The organism is Solibacillus isronensis (assembly GCF_900168685.1).
GTDB lineage: Bacteria > Bacillota > Bacilli > Bacillales_A > Planococcaceae > Solibacillus > Solibacillus isronensis_A.
This window is the reverse complement of sequence record NZ_FVZN01000014.1, coordinates 610470-628501: the sequence shown is the minus strand read 5'-3', so window position 1 is coordinate 628501 and position 18032 is coordinate 610470. Positions and strand designations below refer to the sequence as shown.

Annotated in this window: 18 protein-coding genes; 4 read left to right on the top strand and 14 right to left on the bottom strand. The window is 40.6% G+C overall.

What is annotated here, in order from left to right; all coding sequences use genetic code 11:
* Positions 1-72 precede the first annotated feature (72 nt).
* The 6 genes from B5473_RS11690 to B5473_RS11665 form a co-directional block, all read right to left on the bottom strand.
* The gene (locus tag B5473_RS11690) at positions 73-1740 is read right to left on the bottom strand and encodes a ribonuclease J (RefSeq protein WP_079525327.1); all 1668 of its coding nucleotides are present in this window, start codon (positions 1738-1740) and stop codon (positions 73-75) included.
* 327 nt (positions 1741-2067) lie between these two features.
* Positions 2068-2979 carry a 4-hydroxy-tetrahydrodipicolinate synthase gene (gene dapA, locus B5473_RS11685; protein ID WP_079525325.1) on the bottom strand — a complete coding sequence of 304 codons (912 nt, stop codon included), beginning with the start codon at positions 2977-2979 and terminating at the stop codon, positions 2068-2070.
* A gap of 17 nt (positions 2980-2996) precedes the next feature.
* Positions 2997-4037, bottom strand: coding sequence for an aspartate-semialdehyde dehydrogenase (locus B5473_RS11680; protein WP_079525323.1), 1041 nt, complete (start codon positions 4035-4037; stop codon positions 2997-2999).
* Positions 4038-4121: 84 nt separating this feature from the next.
* Positions 4122-4712, bottom strand: a complete 591-nt coding sequence (locus B5473_RS11675) for a dipicolinate synthase subunit B (protein WP_079525321.1) — start codon at positions 4710-4712, stop codon at positions 4122-4124.
* Positions 4705-5490 (bottom strand): NAD(P)-dependent oxidoreductase, encoded by a 786-nt coding sequence (locus B5473_RS11670; protein ID WP_079525318.1) that lies wholly within the window; start codon positions 5488-5490, stop codon positions 4705-4707. The genes B5473_RS11675 and B5473_RS11670 overlap by 8 nt, the downstream gene beginning before the upstream one ends.
* Complete coding sequence (locus tag B5473_RS11665) at positions 5474-5746, bottom strand: YlmC/YmxH family sporulation protein (RefSeq protein ID WP_079525316.1); 273 nt, start codon at positions 5744-5746, stop codon at positions 5474-5476. The genes B5473_RS11670 and B5473_RS11665 overlap by 17 nt, the downstream gene beginning before the upstream one ends.
* A gap of 261 nt (positions 5747-6007) precedes the next feature.
* On the opposite strand from B5473_RS11665, the gene B5473_RS11660 reads away from it, so the two are divergent.
* From B5473_RS11660 to B5473_RS11645, 4 genes are read left to right on the top strand one after another with little or no spacing between them, the layout of a single operon-like run.
* On the top strand, positions 6008-6379 hold the full coding sequence (locus tag B5473_RS11660) for a GntR family transcriptional regulator (RefSeq protein WP_079525314.1): 372 nt from the start codon (positions 6008-6010) through the stop codon (positions 6377-6379).
* A 2-nt stretch (positions 6380-6381) separates the two neighbouring features.
* Positions 6382-7224 carry an ABC transporter ATP-binding protein gene (locus B5473_RS11655; protein WP_079525312.1) on the top strand — a complete coding sequence of 281 codons (843 nt, stop codon included), beginning with the start codon at positions 6382-6384 and terminating at the stop codon, positions 7222-7224.
* The gene (locus B5473_RS11650) at positions 7224-7820 is read left to right on the top strand and encodes an ATPase (protein WP_079525310.1); all 597 of its coding nucleotides are present in this window, start codon (positions 7224-7226) and stop codon (positions 7818-7820) included. The genes B5473_RS11655 and B5473_RS11650 overlap by 1 nt, the downstream gene beginning before the upstream one ends.
* Positions 7817-8437, top strand: a complete 621-nt coding sequence (locus tag B5473_RS11645) for a hypothetical protein (RefSeq protein WP_079525308.1) — start codon at positions 7817-7819, stop codon at positions 8435-8437. The genes B5473_RS11650 and B5473_RS11645 overlap by 4 nt, the downstream gene beginning before the upstream one ends.
* Positions 8438-8480: 43 nt before the next feature.
* Here B5473_RS11645 and B5473_RS11640 read toward each other — a convergent pair whose 3' ends face one another.
* The 8 genes from B5473_RS11640 to infB form a co-directional block, all read right to left on the bottom strand.
* Positions 8481-9707 carry a M16 family metallopeptidase gene (locus B5473_RS11640; protein ID WP_079525306.1) on the bottom strand — a complete coding sequence of 409 codons (1227 nt, stop codon included), beginning with the start codon at positions 9705-9707 and terminating at the stop codon, positions 8481-8483.
* A gap of 209 nt (positions 9708-9916) precedes the next feature.
* Positions 9917-12031, bottom strand: coding sequence for a polyribonucleotide nucleotidyltransferase (gene pnp / locus B5473_RS11635; protein ID WP_079525304.1), 2115 nt, complete (start codon positions 12029-12031; stop codon positions 9917-9919).
* 281 nt (positions 12032-12312) lie between these two features.
* Complete coding sequence (gene rpsO / locus B5473_RS11630; protein ID WP_079525302.1) at positions 12313-12582, bottom strand: 30S ribosomal protein S15; 270 nt, start codon at positions 12580-12582, stop codon at positions 12313-12315.
* Positions 12583-12718: 136 nt separating this feature from the next.
* Complete coding sequence (ribF, locus tag B5473_RS11625; RefSeq protein WP_079525300.1) at positions 12719-13669, bottom strand: riboflavin biosynthesis protein RibF; 951 nt, start codon at positions 13667-13669, stop codon at positions 12719-12721.
* 10 nt (positions 13670-13679) lie between these two features.
* The gene (truB, locus tag B5473_RS11620; RefSeq protein ID WP_079525298.1) at positions 13680-14591 is read right to left on the bottom strand and encodes a tRNA pseudouridine(55) synthase TruB; all 912 of its coding nucleotides are present in this window, start codon (positions 14589-14591) and stop codon (positions 13680-13682) included.
* A 422-nt stretch (positions 14592-15013) separates the two neighbouring features.
* Positions 15014-15358: a 30S ribosome-binding factor RbfA gene (gene rbfA, locus B5473_RS11615; RefSeq protein WP_079525296.1), complete on the bottom strand. Its 345-nt coding sequence runs from the start codon at positions 15356-15358 to the stop codon at positions 15014-15016.
* Positions 15359-15417: 59 nt separating this feature from the next.
* A complete protein-coding gene (locus tag B5473_RS11610; protein WP_079525294.1) occupies positions 15418-15696 on the bottom strand; it encodes a DUF503 domain-containing protein in 279 nt (92 codons plus the stop codon).
* Positions 15696-18023 carry a translation initiation factor IF-2 gene (gene infB, locus B5473_RS11605; protein WP_079525292.1) on the bottom strand — a complete coding sequence of 776 codons (2328 nt, stop codon included), beginning with the start codon at positions 18021-18023 and terminating at the stop codon, positions 15696-15698. The genes B5473_RS11610 and infB overlap by 1 nt, the downstream gene beginning before the upstream one ends.
* Between the last annotated feature and the right edge of the window lie 9 nt (positions 18024-18032).

Sequence of the window (18032 nt, the reverse complement as noted above, 5' to 3'; positions counted from 1 at the left end):
CTCACGCTTAATGTAAGAAAACCCTTTTTGATTATTAGATAAAGGTGCAACTATAGTTGCCTCTCCCTCAAATTAGTACTCCATAATGATTGGAATGATCATTGGACGACGTTTTGTTTTTTGGAATAAATACTGATTTAATGTGTCGCGAATTTCTTGCTTAATGTTTGTCCATTCGAACGTTTCTTTGCCGACATACTTCTCGATCACTTCGCGTGCGATTTCAGAAGCTTCCTCCATTAATTGCTCAGATTCACGTACGTAAACGAATCCGCGCGATAAAATTTCGGGACCTGAAGCAATTTTTTTCTGTGCACGGTTCAGTGTCACAACGACAATGAAAATCCCATCTTGTGAAAGCAGTTTACGGTCGCGTAAAACGATATTACCTACATCGCCTACACCGATTCCGTCGATTAATACATTCCCTGCCTGTACACGTCCTGTCATGCGCATTTTGCCGTTTTTGTACTCGACAATATCACCTTTATCTGCGATGAAGATTTGTGATTTTTGCAAGCCTACTTGTTGTGCAAGTTTCGAGTGCGCAATTAACATGCGGTACTCCCCTTGAACCGGGATAAAGTATTTCGGCTTCATGAAGTTCAGCATCAATTTTAAATCTTCCGCGCTGCCGTGGCCGGAAACATGGACTTTTTTGTTTGAAGTCATAACATGTGCGCCAGCTTTAGCCAATTGATTCATCGTGTTATACATTTGCACTTCCATGCTTGGTGATGGAGTGAATGTAATTAAAACTGTATCTGTATTTCTGATTTTAATGTCACGGTGGTGTTTACGCACAATTTTATCTAGTGCATCAAGTGGTTCACCTTTGTTGCCCGTTGCCATAATAATAATTTCGTCATCATGATATTTATGAATTTCGTTTACTGGTACAAGTGTTGATTCATCGATTTCCAAATAGCCTAGGTTTACACCGATATCGACCATTTTCTCTAATGATTTCCCGACTACCGCGACTTTACGGTACGATGCGGCAGCTTGTCTAAACACTTGCTGAATACGAATAAAGTTTGATGCATATAATGCTACGATAATTCGACCTGGTGCCGAATGGAACGTTTTTTGCAATTCTTCCGCAATAACTGCTTCACTTGTTGTATAGCCAGGACGTTCTGCTTCCATTGATTCTGATAAAAGCATGAATACGCCTTCTTCACCGAGCATCGCCATTTTTGCCAAATCCGGCTTGAATTTACCTGTTGCCGACTGGTCAAATTTGAATTCGCCTGTGTGAACGATAGCGCCTTCAGAAGTATGGAACACGATACCTAATGAATCTGGAATACTATGTGTTGTATGGAAGAATGTCACATAAGTAGAATTGAAGTTCATGCGACTGTTGCTCGATACTTCAAAGAATTTCACTTGGTAAGGTGCAGGTAATTCTTTTAAATGCTCCTTCGCCAATGCGATCGTTAACTTTGAACCGTATACCGGTGCTTTAATTTTCTTTAATACATACGCAATCGATCCAATTGCATCTTCATGTCCATGAGTAAGGAAAATACCTTTTACGCGCTCTTTATTTTCCTCTAAATACGTGATATCTGGAATAACGATATCAATTCCAAGCATTTCGTCTTCTGGGAACATGAGCCCACTGTCTACTACGAAAAGCTCTTCATCGATTTCTATTACATACATTGATTTTCCGATTTCGCCAACTCCACCTAATGGAATGACACGGATTAGTTCATTTTTTGATTTTGTCACTTTATTTCCTCCTAAATTGTTCCGAACAGCAACCACTTAAAGTTCATTATACGGTGAGAATGACGTTAGTACAAATAAAAAAGTGATTTTCTTTTTTTACGGAACTGCGGGCAAATTAAAATCACAACTGTTTTACAGAATGTCGAAATTTTAATCCTCACTTTTAACTGGATAATCCTCAGTTGGCAGCCGATAATCCTCAAAATTCTTCTTTTAATCCTCAGTTTCTGACCATTAATCCTCACTTCATCCGCAATAATCCTCAAACTGACTAAAAATAAAAAAACAGTCACCCGCTTCACATCGGAAGGCGTGACTGTTTATGTGTTAGTTCACTTGTAATGCGCGGAAACTTTTTGCTTTTTCCTGATACGTATCCCAAATTTCATCAAATGCTGCCTTTTCTTCCGGTAGCATTTCCATCATCGGCATCCGTACATCAAGTGTATCAAAGCCTAATTTTGTCATCGCGTATTTAATTGGAGATGGATTCGGTTGTGCAAATAAGGCACGAACGAGCGGCAATAATGCTCGGTGAATTTGTGCAGCCTCCTGATGACGGCCTTCTTCAAATGCACGAACCATTTGCTGCATATCTTTCCCTACTACATGTGAAGCGACAGAAATAATGCCGCGTCCGCCGATTGCAAGCAGTGGCAACGTTAACCCGTCATCCCCTGAGTATACATAGAAATCAGGATCGACATTTTCAATGATGTCACCCATTTGATCTAAGTTACCGCTTGCTTCTTTTATGCATGTAATATTCGGTACGTCTTTGCTGATCGCAATCGTTGTTTCCGCTGAAATATTGGCACCTGTACGACCAGGTACATTATACAGCATGACAGGAAGCTTCGTTTCTTTTGCGATCGTTTTAAAGTGGGCATACATGCCGCGCTGGTTTGGCTTATTATAATATGGAGTTACGAGCATGATTCCGTTTGCCCCATTTTCCTCTGCTTTATGAGTCATCATAATCGAGTAGGCTGTTTCGTTATCCCCTGTACCGGCAATAACAGGTATGCGTCCTGCCACTTTTTCAACTGTAAAGCGCACGACCTCGATTTTTTCCTCAGTTGACATTGTCGGGTTTTCCGAAGTTGTTCCACAAGCAATAATTGAATCTGTACCATTTTCAATTAAATGATTAATAATTCGTTCTAACTCAGGATAATTAATCGTACCGTCCTTTTTAAACGGCGTAATCATCGCTGTACCAATACGTCCGAAATCCATAACTAATAATCCTCCCCTTATAGTAAGTGATCCTCTAGCATAGCTTCTGCAATTTGAATAGAGTTGAGTGCAGCCCCTTTTAATAAATTATCTGACACAATCCATAAGTGGAATCCTTTTTTGTTGTCTAAATCTTGGCGAATACGTCCAACATATGTCGGTTCTTCATTTTCCGCAAAAATCGGCATCGGGTAAAGCTGTTCGCGAATGTCATCTTGCAGAACAATGCCCGGTGCTCCAGTTAATGCGTCAAAAATTTGCTGTACTGTTGCTTCTTGCTCCAGTTCGATATAAACCGATTCTGAGTGGCCTGAAACAACCGGAACACGTACACATGTTGCAGCAACTTTCAGCTCAGGTGCTTCCATAATTTTTTTCGTTTCGTTGATCATTTTCATTTCTTCATATGTAAAGCCATTGTCCGTAAATTTATCAATTTGCGGAATGACATTACGTGCGATAGGATAATGTTTTTTATCTGATTTAACCGGTAAAACTTTCGCTTCAACATTTTTCCCTGCATCCCACTGTGCACTTTGCTCACGCAGCTCTTCAATTGCTGCCACACCAGAACCGGATACCGCTTGATATGTCGATACAACAACTTTTGTTAAACCGAACTTTTCACGGATCGGCTGTAATGCTGCAACCATTTGAATTGTCGAACAGTTTGGATTTGCGATAATCCCTTTTGGAATCGTTTTTAATGCATGGCGATTTACTTCCGGTACAACAAGCGGTACCTCTGGATCCATACGGAAATGGCTTGTGTTATCAATAACAATCGCTCCACGCTTTGCTGCTTCAGGTGCCAGCACTTCAGATACAGCTCCGCCTGCTGAAAATAATGCAAGATCGATCCCTTCAAAGCTTTCCGGTTTCGCTTCTTCTATCGTATAGTTTTCACCATTAAATTCGATTTGTTTTCCCGCTGAACGAGCAGAAGCTAAAAACTTGATAGATGCAATTGGAAATTTGCGCTCAATCAGCTTCTCCATCATTTTTGTACCTACAGCTCCTGTTGCCCCAACTACGGCAACATTCAATTTCTTTGTCATGTCTCATCTCTCCTAAAAATATCGGTATGTATATAATGTTGGATATTGTATCATATATTATTAGAATTGTGTGAGATAATTTGATTATTTAAAATATTGTATAAATATTGGCTGAATCTGTTTTTTATGAGCGAGCGTATATGCTACAGTATCGAGCATTTTTGTGAAATCCGCTATGAGCGATGTCGGTTTTTTAATTGGATCATCCTGACCGAATGGAATGAAGTAAATGTTTTTTGCATTCATTAATTTCATTAAATTCATCCCGTTTAACCCAAGCGCATCATTCGTTGAAATACCAAGTACTACAGGTGACCCATTTCGAAGTGTCGCCTTAGCTGCCATCAGTACGGCACTGTCTGTTGCGGCATTGGCAAATTTACTGATCGAGTTCCCTGTCATCGGTGCGATTACCATACAGTCTAACGGATTACTCGGTCCAAACGGCTCCGCTTCCGCAATGGAACTGACAACCTTTTCTCCGGAGTACTCTTCGATTTTCGCAATCCATTCTTCACCTGTTCCAAATCGTGTAGCAGCGTGTAATACAGAAGGCGTTATAATCGGTACAACGGTTGCACCGGCTTCACGAAATTGGGTAATTTTCGGTACGACATCTTCATACGTACAATGTGATGCTGTAATTCCTAAACCAATGCGTTTTCCCTCAAGCATTTGCTTCCTCCTTTCGTAATTCTAGTATCGTTTCGTATAATAAGTTTGCTGCAGCTTGCGGAAAGTATTTCCCAGGTAATGCAGGTAGCAGCTCATATTGAGATAATTTGATATCGTTCAAACATCCCGGGCTTGATGCGACATCATAAATCGGACGGATCATCCATGATTCAAAATCCTTCGTCAGCCATTTTGTCGGGATCGTATTAATCAGGAAATCCGCTTCCATACTATTTTTCTCATTTAATTCAATACCTTGATAGCCATATGCAAGGGCCTCGGCTTTTTGCGTTTCCGAACGTACGGCGATGATGACCTTTGCATTGAGACGTGTTAAAAACAGGGCAAGCATTTTTGCTACACGTCCAAACCCTGTAATCATAATTGTTTTATACTGTACATTTAACTTTTCTTTATACAAATGCGCTAGAAAGCCTTCTGCAGTAAGTGCAGCATTTTTCCAGATGAATGTTTCATCTTCCAAATAGTACTGCACTTGCTTGTTTTCAAGAATTTGTTTCCATTGATCTGTCAATTTCCCCGCAAAAAATCGTGCCTGACGAATACCTAAAAGCTCCTCCACTTGAATCGATAAAGGGTGGATCGGCAACACAATTTCTGTCGGGTGCAGCTCCAACGCCACTTTGTTCAGTGCTTCATCCCAAACAGTCGTGTTTTTGTAATACACCGTGCGATCATTTGTAGATAATTGCTTCGCCAAAAACTTCATTCGCTCATCTGTACCGATCACAAGCCAGCGTTCAGTCATCATTGGCATGCTTTAATGTCGATGTTGTTTTTTGAAATAATACCCGGTCTTCCCCAATTAAAATAATTTCACTCCAAGGAATATATTTTACCATCCCTGCCTTTTTCTTTTGGAACGGCATTTTCACCATTTGCGCCGGCATTTCAAATCCGGCAATCTTTCCTGTTTTGGCATCAAAAATACATTCCGTCTCAGCTAAAAATCCATATCGAACACCGTTTTCCATTTCGATCAGTTCTTTTTCAGCGAGCTCTGATAAAAGCATTGCATCCCTCCTCTTGTAAGAGCCTACATTACTATATGCATCAACTTTGGCAGAAGTGAAATGGTTCATCATTTAAGTTTGAAGGTCCTATTCGTGGGTAACGAGTCACACGGTAAACTCGTTCAGAAAAATAAATGCAGCAATTAACCTAATTTAAAATTTCAGCACGTAAAAATTAAGATTTTTGAATTTTCAATAGACAAAATCTGCCACATCCGTATATACTGTATATACACAGTTTGAACATGTGAGGTGAAACGATTGATTATCAAATTGAGCAATAACAGTGAAAAGCCTATTTATGAGCAAATTACCGACCAGTTAAAACAGGCCATTTTGACAGGTACACTGTTAACAGGTGATTCCCTACCTTCTATAAGGGCATTGGCGAAAGAACTGAAGATCAGTGTTATGACAACGAAGCGGGCGTATGCAGATTTGGAACGGGATGGCTTTATCGTCACGATTGCCGGTAAAGGAAGTTATGTATCGGAACGCAATCAGGATTTCCTGCGGGAAGAGCTGATCCGCCAAATTGAAATGTATTTCACAAAAGCGGTATCCATCGCGAAAACTGCCAATGTGCCGAAAGAGGAACTGCATGACTTACTCGATTTACTATTGGAGGAATGATGATGAACGCAATTGAAGTAAAAAACGTTTCGAAGCAATTCAAAAAATTCCGGTTAAATAATATTTCATTCACGGTTGAGAGCGGAACGATTGCTGGCTTTATCGGGCAAAACGGTGCCGGAAAATCAACGACGATCAAACTCATTTTAAATTTGCTGAAAAAAATTGATGGCAACATTCTTTTATTCGAAAAAGACCATATCGAACATGAAGTGGAGCTAAAGGCACAAATCGGGGTTGTATTTGATGAACTGCATGTACCGGAAAGTTTTACACCAAAGGAGCTCGATGTCCTGTACGGAAATGTGTATCCTACTTGGGACCGTCCTTATTTTTATCAATTGCTGGAGCAGCTGGATGTGCCGAAGTATGACAAAATCAAAACGATGTCTAAAGGAGCGAAAATGAAGCTCGCCCTTTCACTTGCATTAGGACACCGGCCGAAACTTTTGCTGCTTGATGAACCAACGAGCGGTCTTGATCCGATCGTACGCGATGAAGTGCTCGGTATGCTGCAAAACTTTATGGAACAGGAAGATCATGCCATTCTCTTCTCTTCACATATTACATCGGATTTGGAGAAAATCGCCGATACGATAACATTTATCCATGACGGGGAAATTTTGTTCAGTGAAAATAAAGATGACCTGCTGTACGGTTACGGAATTTGGAAAGGATCGCATGAAGAAGCGAAAGTTATACCGAACCATTCGATAATCGGCAAACGGGATTATGTGTTTGGGATTGAGTACTTGGTTATGCGTGAATTCGTGAATCCAGTCATTGAACTGCAAAAACCGACGATTGATGATCTGATGCTGTTTTTCGTAAAGGGGCGGAAATAATGAAGCAGATGCTTTATCGTTTTTATGGTCAGCAATTATCTGCATGGATTTTGTTTACACCACTTGTGGCATCAATTTTAGCTCTTCCTTTATTTTTTGAAGGTACCGAAGTCGCCGCATACTTTATACTGTCCATTAGTATAACAGCGCTCTGTGCCGTTTATTTGGATCAACGGGAAAGCCAGCTCCTCATGACAAGTTTGTTTCCAATTTCCAAAAAGACCTTTTTCATTGTGGATCTCTCTTTTTTAGGACGTTACACTCTGTACTATATCCTTTATACAATTGTAGCAACGACCGCGATTCAAACATTGCTTGAACAGCAGCTTGTTTTGCCATCCGTCAAACAGCTATTCGTAAGCTTTGGCATCAGTTTTTTTATTATCGCTTTTTTCCTGCTCTTTCGCCGCAGCAAGTTTGGTCGGTTTATGAACTTTTTTGTATTTCTTATTCCATTAGGATTTTCTCAATTACTCATATTTTTAGGAAATTTATCTACTTTTCAGAGTTTCATTTTATTTGTGAGTTTATTGATCCTACTCATCATCGCTGCAAGCATCAATTACTTTCGTGAATACAGGAGGGATGTCTTATGATTGCACTGCTTAAAATGCATTTTTATCTTTCGCGAAAACTATTTATCACTGTTTTTTTATTTATTGCCGCGATGATCGCGATTCAGTGGATCATTTTGAAAGAAGTTAATTTTGGTTTTATAGTTTTCTATTTTCTGTTGCTCTTGCCGTCATTAGGTATTAGCTACTTGATTGAAAACCACTTTATGAAACGATTCCGGGTAATGCCGATTGACCCAAAGGACTTTGTAAAAAGCTTATTTATTTTCAGTTTACTGCTCTTGCTTATCATAACGATTCCTATCGGGATTTATCAAACATATTTATATCTGGATCATCAAATCGAAGACATTGAATTGTCATTAATTTCAATCGCTTTTGCTGCAGGAATTGCTTCGGTCGGCTCGATGCTGAAAAACTATTTAAGCAATCCGACAAAAGGTACGAAAAGCATATCAATCGGAACAATGCTAGGCTACTTTTTTCTCTTTGCGTTTGTTCATTTAATGATCATGCTAATATTTAGTATTATGGACATTGCACTAATGGGTGCACCGATTGTTCCGATAATTGGTTTCATTATTTACTATCAATATTTTAAATCGGCTGCAATAAAATTTCCGGCGGCTGAATTTTAAAAGAACAGCGTATGCTAACTGCTAGCACGCGCTGTCCTTTTTGTTATTCGTTTTCCGGTCCGATAATCGCAATTGCCGGTTCGGATAATAAAATTTGTGTAATTAACTCATCGATCGTTTCCATTGATATCGCATCGATTTTTGCCAGCACTTCATCGACTGAACGGTGATTTTGGTGGATCAGTTCATTGACTCCATTACGGTTCATAAAGTCTTCCGTTCCTTCAAGACCTAACACGAAGCCGCCCTTTAATTGCTCCTTCGCATTTTCAAGCTCGGTTTCCGTTACCCCGCCTGCAACTAGGTCAAATAACGTCTGGTCGATCTGCTGCTTTAATGCATCCAGATTTTGTTTCGATGCCGATGCATAAATCGTAAATGTCCCTACATCTTCATAGCTCGACTGGTAGCTGAATACAGAATACGCCAAGCCGCGCTCTTCACGCACTTCCTGGAACAGGCGTGAACTCATATTGCCGCCGATAATATTATTCAATGCAATAAAGCTGTACATTTTCGGATCTTTTACCGCAATCGCCGGGAATGAAATTGCGATATGCGCCTGTTCAGTGTCGCGTAATTTTTCAACTTCACCTGGTGTAAATGTCGGGTAAGACGGTTTGGAAACTACCGATTCTTCACTTGCTTCGTAGTTTCCGAATAACGCTTCCACTTTTTCCATTAAACTCTCTTCAATATTCCCTGCAATCGAAATGACAACATTTTGAGGGCCGTAATGTTTCGCCATATACGCGCGGATCATCTCTTCATCAAATGTTGCCAGCGTTTCCGGTGTTCCTAAAATCGGACGACCCAGCGCATCTTCCGAGAACATGACACCCCATAATTTTTCATGGACATCGTCTGCCGGATCATCTTCGCTCATATAAATTTCTTCAAGGACGACTTGGCGTTCGCGTTCAATTTCTTCTTTTGCAAATAAAGAGTTAAAGAACATATCGGACAGAATATCGATTGCGAGCTCCCCATGATGGTCCAGCACTTTTGCGTAATAGCATGTATGTTCCTTCGATGTGAAGGCATTAATTTCTCCGCCGATGCGGTCGAACTCTTCCGCGATTTGGCGGGCTGTACGGTTTTTCGTTCCTTTGAAAAGCATATGCTCGATGAAATGGGTAATCCCATTTTCTTCTTTTGTTTCGAAGCGTGAGCCTGCATTGACCCAAATGCCGACCGATAATGACCGGACATGCGGCATTTGCTCAGTGACAATGCGCACGCCATTTTTTGCTGTAATTACTTGTACCATAAATTTCTCCTTTATTTCGGCTAATAAATTATAAGTATGACTTAAAAATCATTAGTATTCCAATTTGAAGTTCCACAGGATATTTGGACAAGAATGCGTTGTCAAATGATGTGACGCTCTTAGCACTCTTCCATAAGTTATTTAAAAAAGAGGCTGTACAATAGTGTACAACCTCCCTTTTTATCTTGTTTTTATGCGCTTGGAATCAATTATTTCCCTTGTTCTGCGCGCTCTTTTTCTTCTTTGATAACTACTTTACGTGATAAGTTTACGCGACCTTGTTTATCGATCTCGATACATTTCACTAGTAATTCATCGCCTAGTTTTAATACGTCTTCTACTTCTTTCGTACGTTCTTCCTGAATTTCAGAAATATGCAGTAAGCCGTCTTTACCTGGGAAGATTTCACAGAATGCACCGAATTTTTCAATGCGTTTTACTGTTGCCATGTAGTACTCGCCTACTTTAGCTTCGCGTACGATTGATTCGATCATTTCTTTAGCACGGTTAATCATTGCTTCATCAGCTGAAGCGATGTAAATTGTACCATCTTGTTCTGTATCAATTTTAACGCCTGTTTCATCAATAATTTTATTGATTACTTTACCACCCGGTCCGATTACGTCGCGGATTTTGTCAGGATTAATTTTGATTGAAACGATTTTTGGTGCGTATTGTGATAATGAAGTGCGAGACTCTGAAATCGTTGACATCATATGCTCTAAAATGTGCATACGGCCGATTTTCGCTTGAGTTAATGCTTCTTCTAAAATATCACGAGACAGACCATCGATTTTAATGTCCATTTGAAGTGCTGTTACACCTTTAGCTGTACCTGCCACTTTAAAGTCCATGTCGCCAAGGTGGTCTTCCATACCTTGGATATCTGATAATACTGTATAGTGCTCGCCTTTTTTAACAAGACCCATTGCTATACCTGCAACCGGTGCTTTAATTGGCACACCTGCAGCCATAAGAGCCATTGTTGATGCACAGATTGATGCTTGAGAAGTAGAACCGTTTGATTCCAATACTTCCGATACGCAACGGATTGCATACGGGAATTCCTCTTCAGATGGCATTACTGCTAAAATTGCACGCTCACCTAATGCACCGTGACCGATTTCACGACGGCCTGGGCTACCGTAACGACCTGTTTCCCCAACTGAGAATTGTGGGAAGTTGTAGTGGTGCATCCAGCGTTTTGACTCTTCAATACCTAAGCCGTCAATAATTTGAACGTCACCTAAAGCACCTAAAGTACAAATTGATAATGCTTGCGTTTGTCCACGTGTGAATAATGCTGAACCGTGTGCACGTGGTAATAGGTCTACTTCAGAAGAAAGCGGGCGGATTTCATCTTGCTTACGACCATCCGGACGAACTTTATCTTCTGTAATTAAACGACGCACTTCGTCTTTTACCATTTTATCTAAAATAGCATTCACTTGTTTCATCGTATCTTCGTCAGCTTCCTGCGCTTCATAAGATTCGATAACACGTGTTTTTACTGCTGTAATATTTTCTTGACGTAATTGCTTGTCCACTGTTTGGATCGCAGTATTCATATCAGCTTCACATTCAGCTTTGATCGCTGCTGTTAAGTCTGCATCTAATTCATATAATGTTACTTCTAGTTTTTCTTTACCAACTTCAGCAACAATTTTCTCTTGGAAAGCAATTAACTTTTTAATTTCTTCATGACCGAACATGATCGCTTCAAGCATGATTTCTTCAGGTACTTCTAAAGCGCCTGCTTCTACCATGTTAATCGCGTCTTTGTTACCTGCTACTGTTAAGTGAACTGTCGATTTTGCAGATTGTTCTACAGTCGGATTCACAACGAATTCACCGTCGATATATCCTACATGTACACCTGCAATCGGTCCGTCGAATGGGATATCAGAAATTGCTAATGATAATGAAGAACCAAACATTGCCGCTACATCAGCAGGGCAGTCTGAATCATTTGACATAACCATTAAAATTGATTGTACTTCATTACGGAAACCATCCGGGAACATTGGACGGATTGGACGGTCGATTAAGCGAGAAGTTAATACTGCCGCTTCTGATGGACGTCCTTCACGTTTAATGAAACCACCTGGGATTTTACCTGCTGCATAAAGACGTTCTTCAAAGTTAACTGTTAACGGGAAGAAATCTAATGCTTTAGGCTGTTTTGACATTGTAGCCGTAGCTAAAACTGCTGTTTCGCCGTAGCGGATCATCGCAGCACCATTTGCTTGTTTTGCTAGCTGTCCTACTTCTACTACAAGTGGACGGCCTGCCCATTCATACGAAAAGACCTTTTTTTCGTTCATTAAATGAACCCCTTTCTTATTGAAACACTCTACGTATCAAATTATGTACCATAGTTAGTGTATCAAAAAAGCGTTTTCTATGCTAAATTTTTTGATTAAAATATCGATAAATTTAATAAAATATTTTTGCTCTCCAGCAATGGTTTAACTTCTTTCAAAAGGCGTGTTGACACCTGCTCAAAGAAGTTAAACATCGCACCATTGATTCGGAAAGCTAAATCTTTTCAAACATAATAAAAAGCGGGAAAAATCCCGCTTTTTATTGTCAGATTAACGACGTATTAGCGACGTAATCCAAGTTTAGTAATTAATTCACGGTAACGAGCTACGTCGTTTTCACGTAAATATTTTAATAAATGACGACGTTTACCTACCATTTTAAGAAGACCACGTTGAGAGTGGAAATCTTTCTTGTGAGTAGCTAAGTGAGCGTTTAAAGCGTTGATTTCTGCAGTTAATACAGCGATTTGTACTTCTGGAGAACCAGTGTCTGTTTCGTGTACGCGGTACTCAGCGATAATTTCGTTTTTACGTTGTTGTGTAATTGCCATTTTAAATGACCTCCTGATAAATAAGATATCCCCAATAGCACAGCAGTCGCTGGAGTTGCGAAAAGCCGAGCTAAGGTTCATACGAGAATTTCGTACTAGTGAATAGTACCATAATTGTTTATAGATGCGCAACTATTTAGCGTAGTTGTTCAAAATAGGCGATCGCTTGCTGCTTATCTAATTCAATTTGCTCAATTAGAGCTTCGATTCCGTTAAATTTACGTTCGCTGCGGATGCGTTTATACCAGCCGACAACGACCGCTTCACCGTATATGTTTTTATTGAAATTTAGAATATGCACTTCAATCGACAGCTGCTTTTCATCCGGGTTGTTGAATGTCGGTTTATAGCCAACATTACAAACTCCGTCATACCATTTATTTTGTACTAAAATTTTCACAGCATACACACCTGTTGCCGGTATATAGCAGCCTTCCATCGCCTGGACATTTGCTGTCGGGAAGCCCATTGTCCGTCCGCGTTTATCGCCGTGCACGACGATTCCCGGTACTTCGAATGCGCGGCCTAATAGATTACGAGCCTGCTCCATTTCTCCGTCCTGCAATGCTTTGCGAATGCGTGTTGAGCTGATTTTTTCAACGACATCCTGCTGCTTTTCGATTGCTGTCACACCATAGCGGCCGTTTGACAGTTGCTCCATCAGCTCCATATTGCCTTTGCCGTATGAGCCAAATGAGAAATCAAAACCAGCAGTTACATGCTGAACATTTAAATCTACGATAAAATACTTAATGAATTCTTCAGGTGTAAGCTTCGCAAAATCTGATGTAAAGTTTACAACAAATACTGTATCGATATTCAATTTTTTTAATGTATCTAATTTTTGTGATAGTGGCGTAATGTAAAATACTTTTTCATTACGTCTACCTAATACAATCGATGGATGCGGATCAAAAGTCATCACGGCACTTTTAATATTAAGCTGCTCGGCTTTTTGCTTTGCCGCTTCAATGACCGCCTGATGTCCTTTATGTACCCCATCAAAAAATCCGATTGCTAATGAGTATGCCTCTTTTTCTATTTCCTGTGCTAATTGATGGGGGTATTTCAAATGAATAACGTTCATCTCGTGCCTCCTAATTAATTTCGGGAAACATCTTGTCCGGCTTCATTTGCCCGCTCTTTGTCGGATGGGCGATGTAAACCGCAAATGCTCGTCCCTCTACACCATATACAATTTTATCATGTTCCGTTAATAAAGTATGCATCGGGAGAACTTGCCCATTGAAAATTTGCTTTTCAATGTCTTCCGTAATTTCAACATATGGATAGTCGGATAATGCATATTCAACCGGCAACAGAAACTTCTCCTGCTCCCCTGCTTCCATCATTTCCGCGATTTCGGCCAATGTAAAGCAATTGTCTTTTGTGAATGTGCCTGATGCTGTTCGTACAAGTTCATGCATATGTGCAGGATAGCCTAACGCTTCACCGATCTGAACAGCTAATGTACGGATATACGTCCCTTTCGAACATTTGATGCGGATCGAGAATTTCACTTCTTCCCCTTCGAACGTTTGTGCATCATCCAGTAATTCCAGCTCGTAAATTGTAATTTTACGTGTTGGGCGCTCGACTGTTTGGCCGGCTCTTGCATACTCATACAGCTTTTTCCCGTTCACTTTTACAGCAGAAAACATCGGAGGGGTTTGTTCAATTTCGCCAGTCAGCGTTTGGAGTGCGCGTAAAATTTCTTCACGTGTAAACGATTTGAAATCTGTATTTTGCTCGACTGTTTCGCCTTCCGCATCTTCTGTTGTTGTCGTGCGTCCGATTGATACGACTGCTTCATACGTTTTGCCGGCATCTGTTAAATATTCGGCAATGCGTGTTGCCTGGCCGATACAGATTGGCAGAACGCCTTCTACACCCGGATCAAGTGTCCCTGTATGCCCTACTTTTTTCGTCTTCAATATTTTTCGTAATTTAAATACACAGTCATGACTTGTCATGCCGCGCTCTTTCCATAATGGCAAAATACCGTTCATTGTTTTGCTCCTTTATTCGAAATGAGGATTTCATATATAATTGATTCTTTACTTTAAGTTCGTTCTATAGTCGGTACTTTTCACATCATCCGTTTTGCTTCGCTACGGGAGGCCAACAGGACGTTGGTCACGAATGCGTTGTTACCCGACGTAACGGTTTTAGCATTCGTTCAAATATTCCTGGGGGCGTGGCTCCAACTAACTTTATCGCTGCCTCTTACGGCGGCAGCGATAAAGTGGATTTTCCGCGCACGCTTAATCCCCTGGGAGTCGCCCCCCTTCGCTACGCGTCACTCCAACCTAACATAGAGTTTACTCCTTTAACAAAACTTCTGTACTCAATTTCTTAAAAAAATTCAGTGAAGAACTCTAAAAATCAAAAAAGTCTGCCCGCATAGTTATGCAGTGCAGACTTCTTGGTTTTATTTATCTTCGTGTAGGCCACGTAGTAATGCATCGATTTTGTTTCCGTATTCGATTGCTGTATCGAATTCGAATGCAAGTTCAGGTGTACGGCGTAAGCGGATACGTGAACCAACTTCCGAACGGATGAAACCGGATGCTTTTTCTAACGCTTGCAATGTTTCCGCACGTTCGCGGTCATTGCCTAACGATGTGATATAAACAGTTGCTTGCTGTAAGTCTCCTGTTACTGCTACATCTGTAACCGTAACGAAGCCTACACGCGGATCTTTGATTTTGCGCGCAATGATTTCAGTAATTTCTTTTTTCATTTGCTCAGCAACTCGATTAGAACGTAGAGACATAAATGTCACCTCATTTAAATTGCGTAATTAATAGTACAGTTTGCCACGATAAATGGACTTTATAAATATTCACGATAAAAATCCAGCTGCTCCCATTGCGGATTTGACTGCAGGTAATGGACAGCCCGCATAAGCTCGCGTTCAGCAGCTTCTTTGGAAGAAGCCACTGCGACAAGCGCAAGCTTTGTACGCTGCCATACATCCTGATGGTCAATTTCAGCAACGGAAACGTTAAATTTTTGTTTCGTACGCGTCACCATCCGTTGAAGGACGGCGCGCTTTTCTTTTAATGAGTGGGCAGTCTGAATCATGAATTCAACTTCTGCGTATACAATCATTATTTACGAACGATTTCTTCCATTACGAAGGCTTCGATAATGTCGCCTTCTTTAATGTCGTTGTAGTTTTTAATTGTAATACCACACTCATACCCTTTTGCAACTTCTTTAGCATCATCTTTGAAACGTTTTAGTGAATCAAGCTCACCTTCAAACACAACAACGTTTTCACGGATTACACGTACACCAGCATCGCGAACGATTTTACCTTCGATAACGTATGAACCAGCGATTGTACCCACTTTAGATACTTTAATTGTTTGACGAACTTCCGCTTGACCAACGATTTTCTCTTCGAACTCTGGATCAAGCATCCCTTTCATCGCGTGTTCGATTTCTTCGATTACTTTGTAGATGATACGGTGTAGACGAATATCTACGCCTTCTTCATCAGCAGCACGTTTTGCATTTGTATCAGGACGAACGTTGAATCCGATCACGATTGCATTTGATGCAGCAGCAAGAGAGATATCCGATTCTGTAATTGCACCCGCACCAGTGTGGATGATTTTAACGTTAACGCCTTCAACATCAATTTTCATTAATGAAGAAGCCATTGCTTCCACTGTACCTTGTACGTCTGCTTTTACGATTAAGTTTAGCTCTTTCATTTCGCCTTGGCTCATTTGTTCGAATAAGTTATCAAGTGTTACACGTTGTTTTTCTGAACGTGACGCTTGGATAGCTGTCATTGAACGAGACTCACCAACTTGACGAGCTGTTTTTTCGTCTTCGAATACTACGAAACGGTCACCCGCTTGTGGTACTTCGTTTAAGCCTGTAATTTCAACTGGCATAGAAGGACCAGCTGTTTTAATACGACGGCCAAGATCGTTTACCATTGCACGTACACGACCATATGCATGACCGACTACGATTGGATCACCAACACGTAATGTACCATCTTGAACTAAAAGTGTTGCAACTGCACCACGGCCTTTATCAAGCTGTGCTTCAATTACTGTACCGATTGCTGAACGAGTCGGGTTCGCTTTTAATTCACCTACTTCAGAAACTAATAAAATCATTTCTAGAAGCTGGTCAATACCTTCACCATTTAGTGCTGAAATTGGTACGAAGATTGTATCTCCACCCCATGCTTCAGGAACTAATCCGTGCTCAGTTAATTCTTGTTGTACACGGTCCGGGTTGGCAGTTGGTTTATCCATTTTGTTGATTGCAACGATAATTGGTACTTCTGCAGCTTTTGCGTGGTTGATCGCTTCAACTGTTTGAGGCATTACACCGTCATCTGCTGCAACTACGATAATTGCGATATCTGTAATTGATGCACCACGCGCACGCATTGTTGTGAATGCCGCGTGACCAGGAGTATCAAGGAATGAAATTTTCTTCCCGTTAACTTCTACTTGGTATGCACCGATATGCTGAGTAATACCGCCTGCTTCACCCGCTGTAACTTTCGTTTTACGGATTGAGTCAAGCAATGATGTTTTACCGTGGTCAACGTGTCCCATGATTGTAACAACTGGTGGGCGCTCTTCTAATGCATTTTCGTCAACTTCCACGATAGTATCATCGAAGTACGTATCTAAATCTGTTTTGTCGATACGGATTTCTTCTTCTACTTCTACCCCGTAGTCTGCACAGATTAACTCAATTGCATCCTTATCAAGCTCTTGGTTAATTGTTGCCATTACGCCAAGCATGAATAATTTTTTAATAATTTCTGATGGCTCACGGTGTAATTTTTTTGCAAGTTCTGCAACTGATAAACTTTCATAGAAAGTAATTTTTTCCGGTAATTCCTTTTGCACCATTGGTTGTGGTGCAGGGCGATGCGTACGACGTTTACCACCATTGATACCTGGTTTTCTACGTTGTTGATAGCCGCCTTTATTTTGCGTGTTACCGCCTTTATTATTACTGTTATTTGGGTTAGATCCGCCTTTGCGGTTATTATTGTTATTTTGTGTCATATTTCGATTTTGGTTACCTTTTTCATTTCTTATTTTTTCGCCTTGTTGCGATTTTGGTTGCCCTTGGGCGTTTGAAGCTTTGTTCGGTTGTTGGTTATTTGAAGCAGATTGTGGACGATCCTGCTTTTGACCTTGCTGCGCTTTCTTCTGCCCTTGTTCACCGCGTTTTGGTGTTACATTTAAAGCTTTGGCAGGTGTCTTTGCAGGAGAATCTTTCGTTGGTTCCACTGCTTGCTTAAAGACAGAATTTAGTTTTGAGACCGCCTGCTCATCGATGACCGCCATGTGATTTTTCACCGGCAGATTATGTTTTGCAAGCACCTCAATAACTTCCTTACTTGTTTTATTTACCTTTTTCGCATATTCATGAACTCTTACTTTGCTCATCTGCTCACC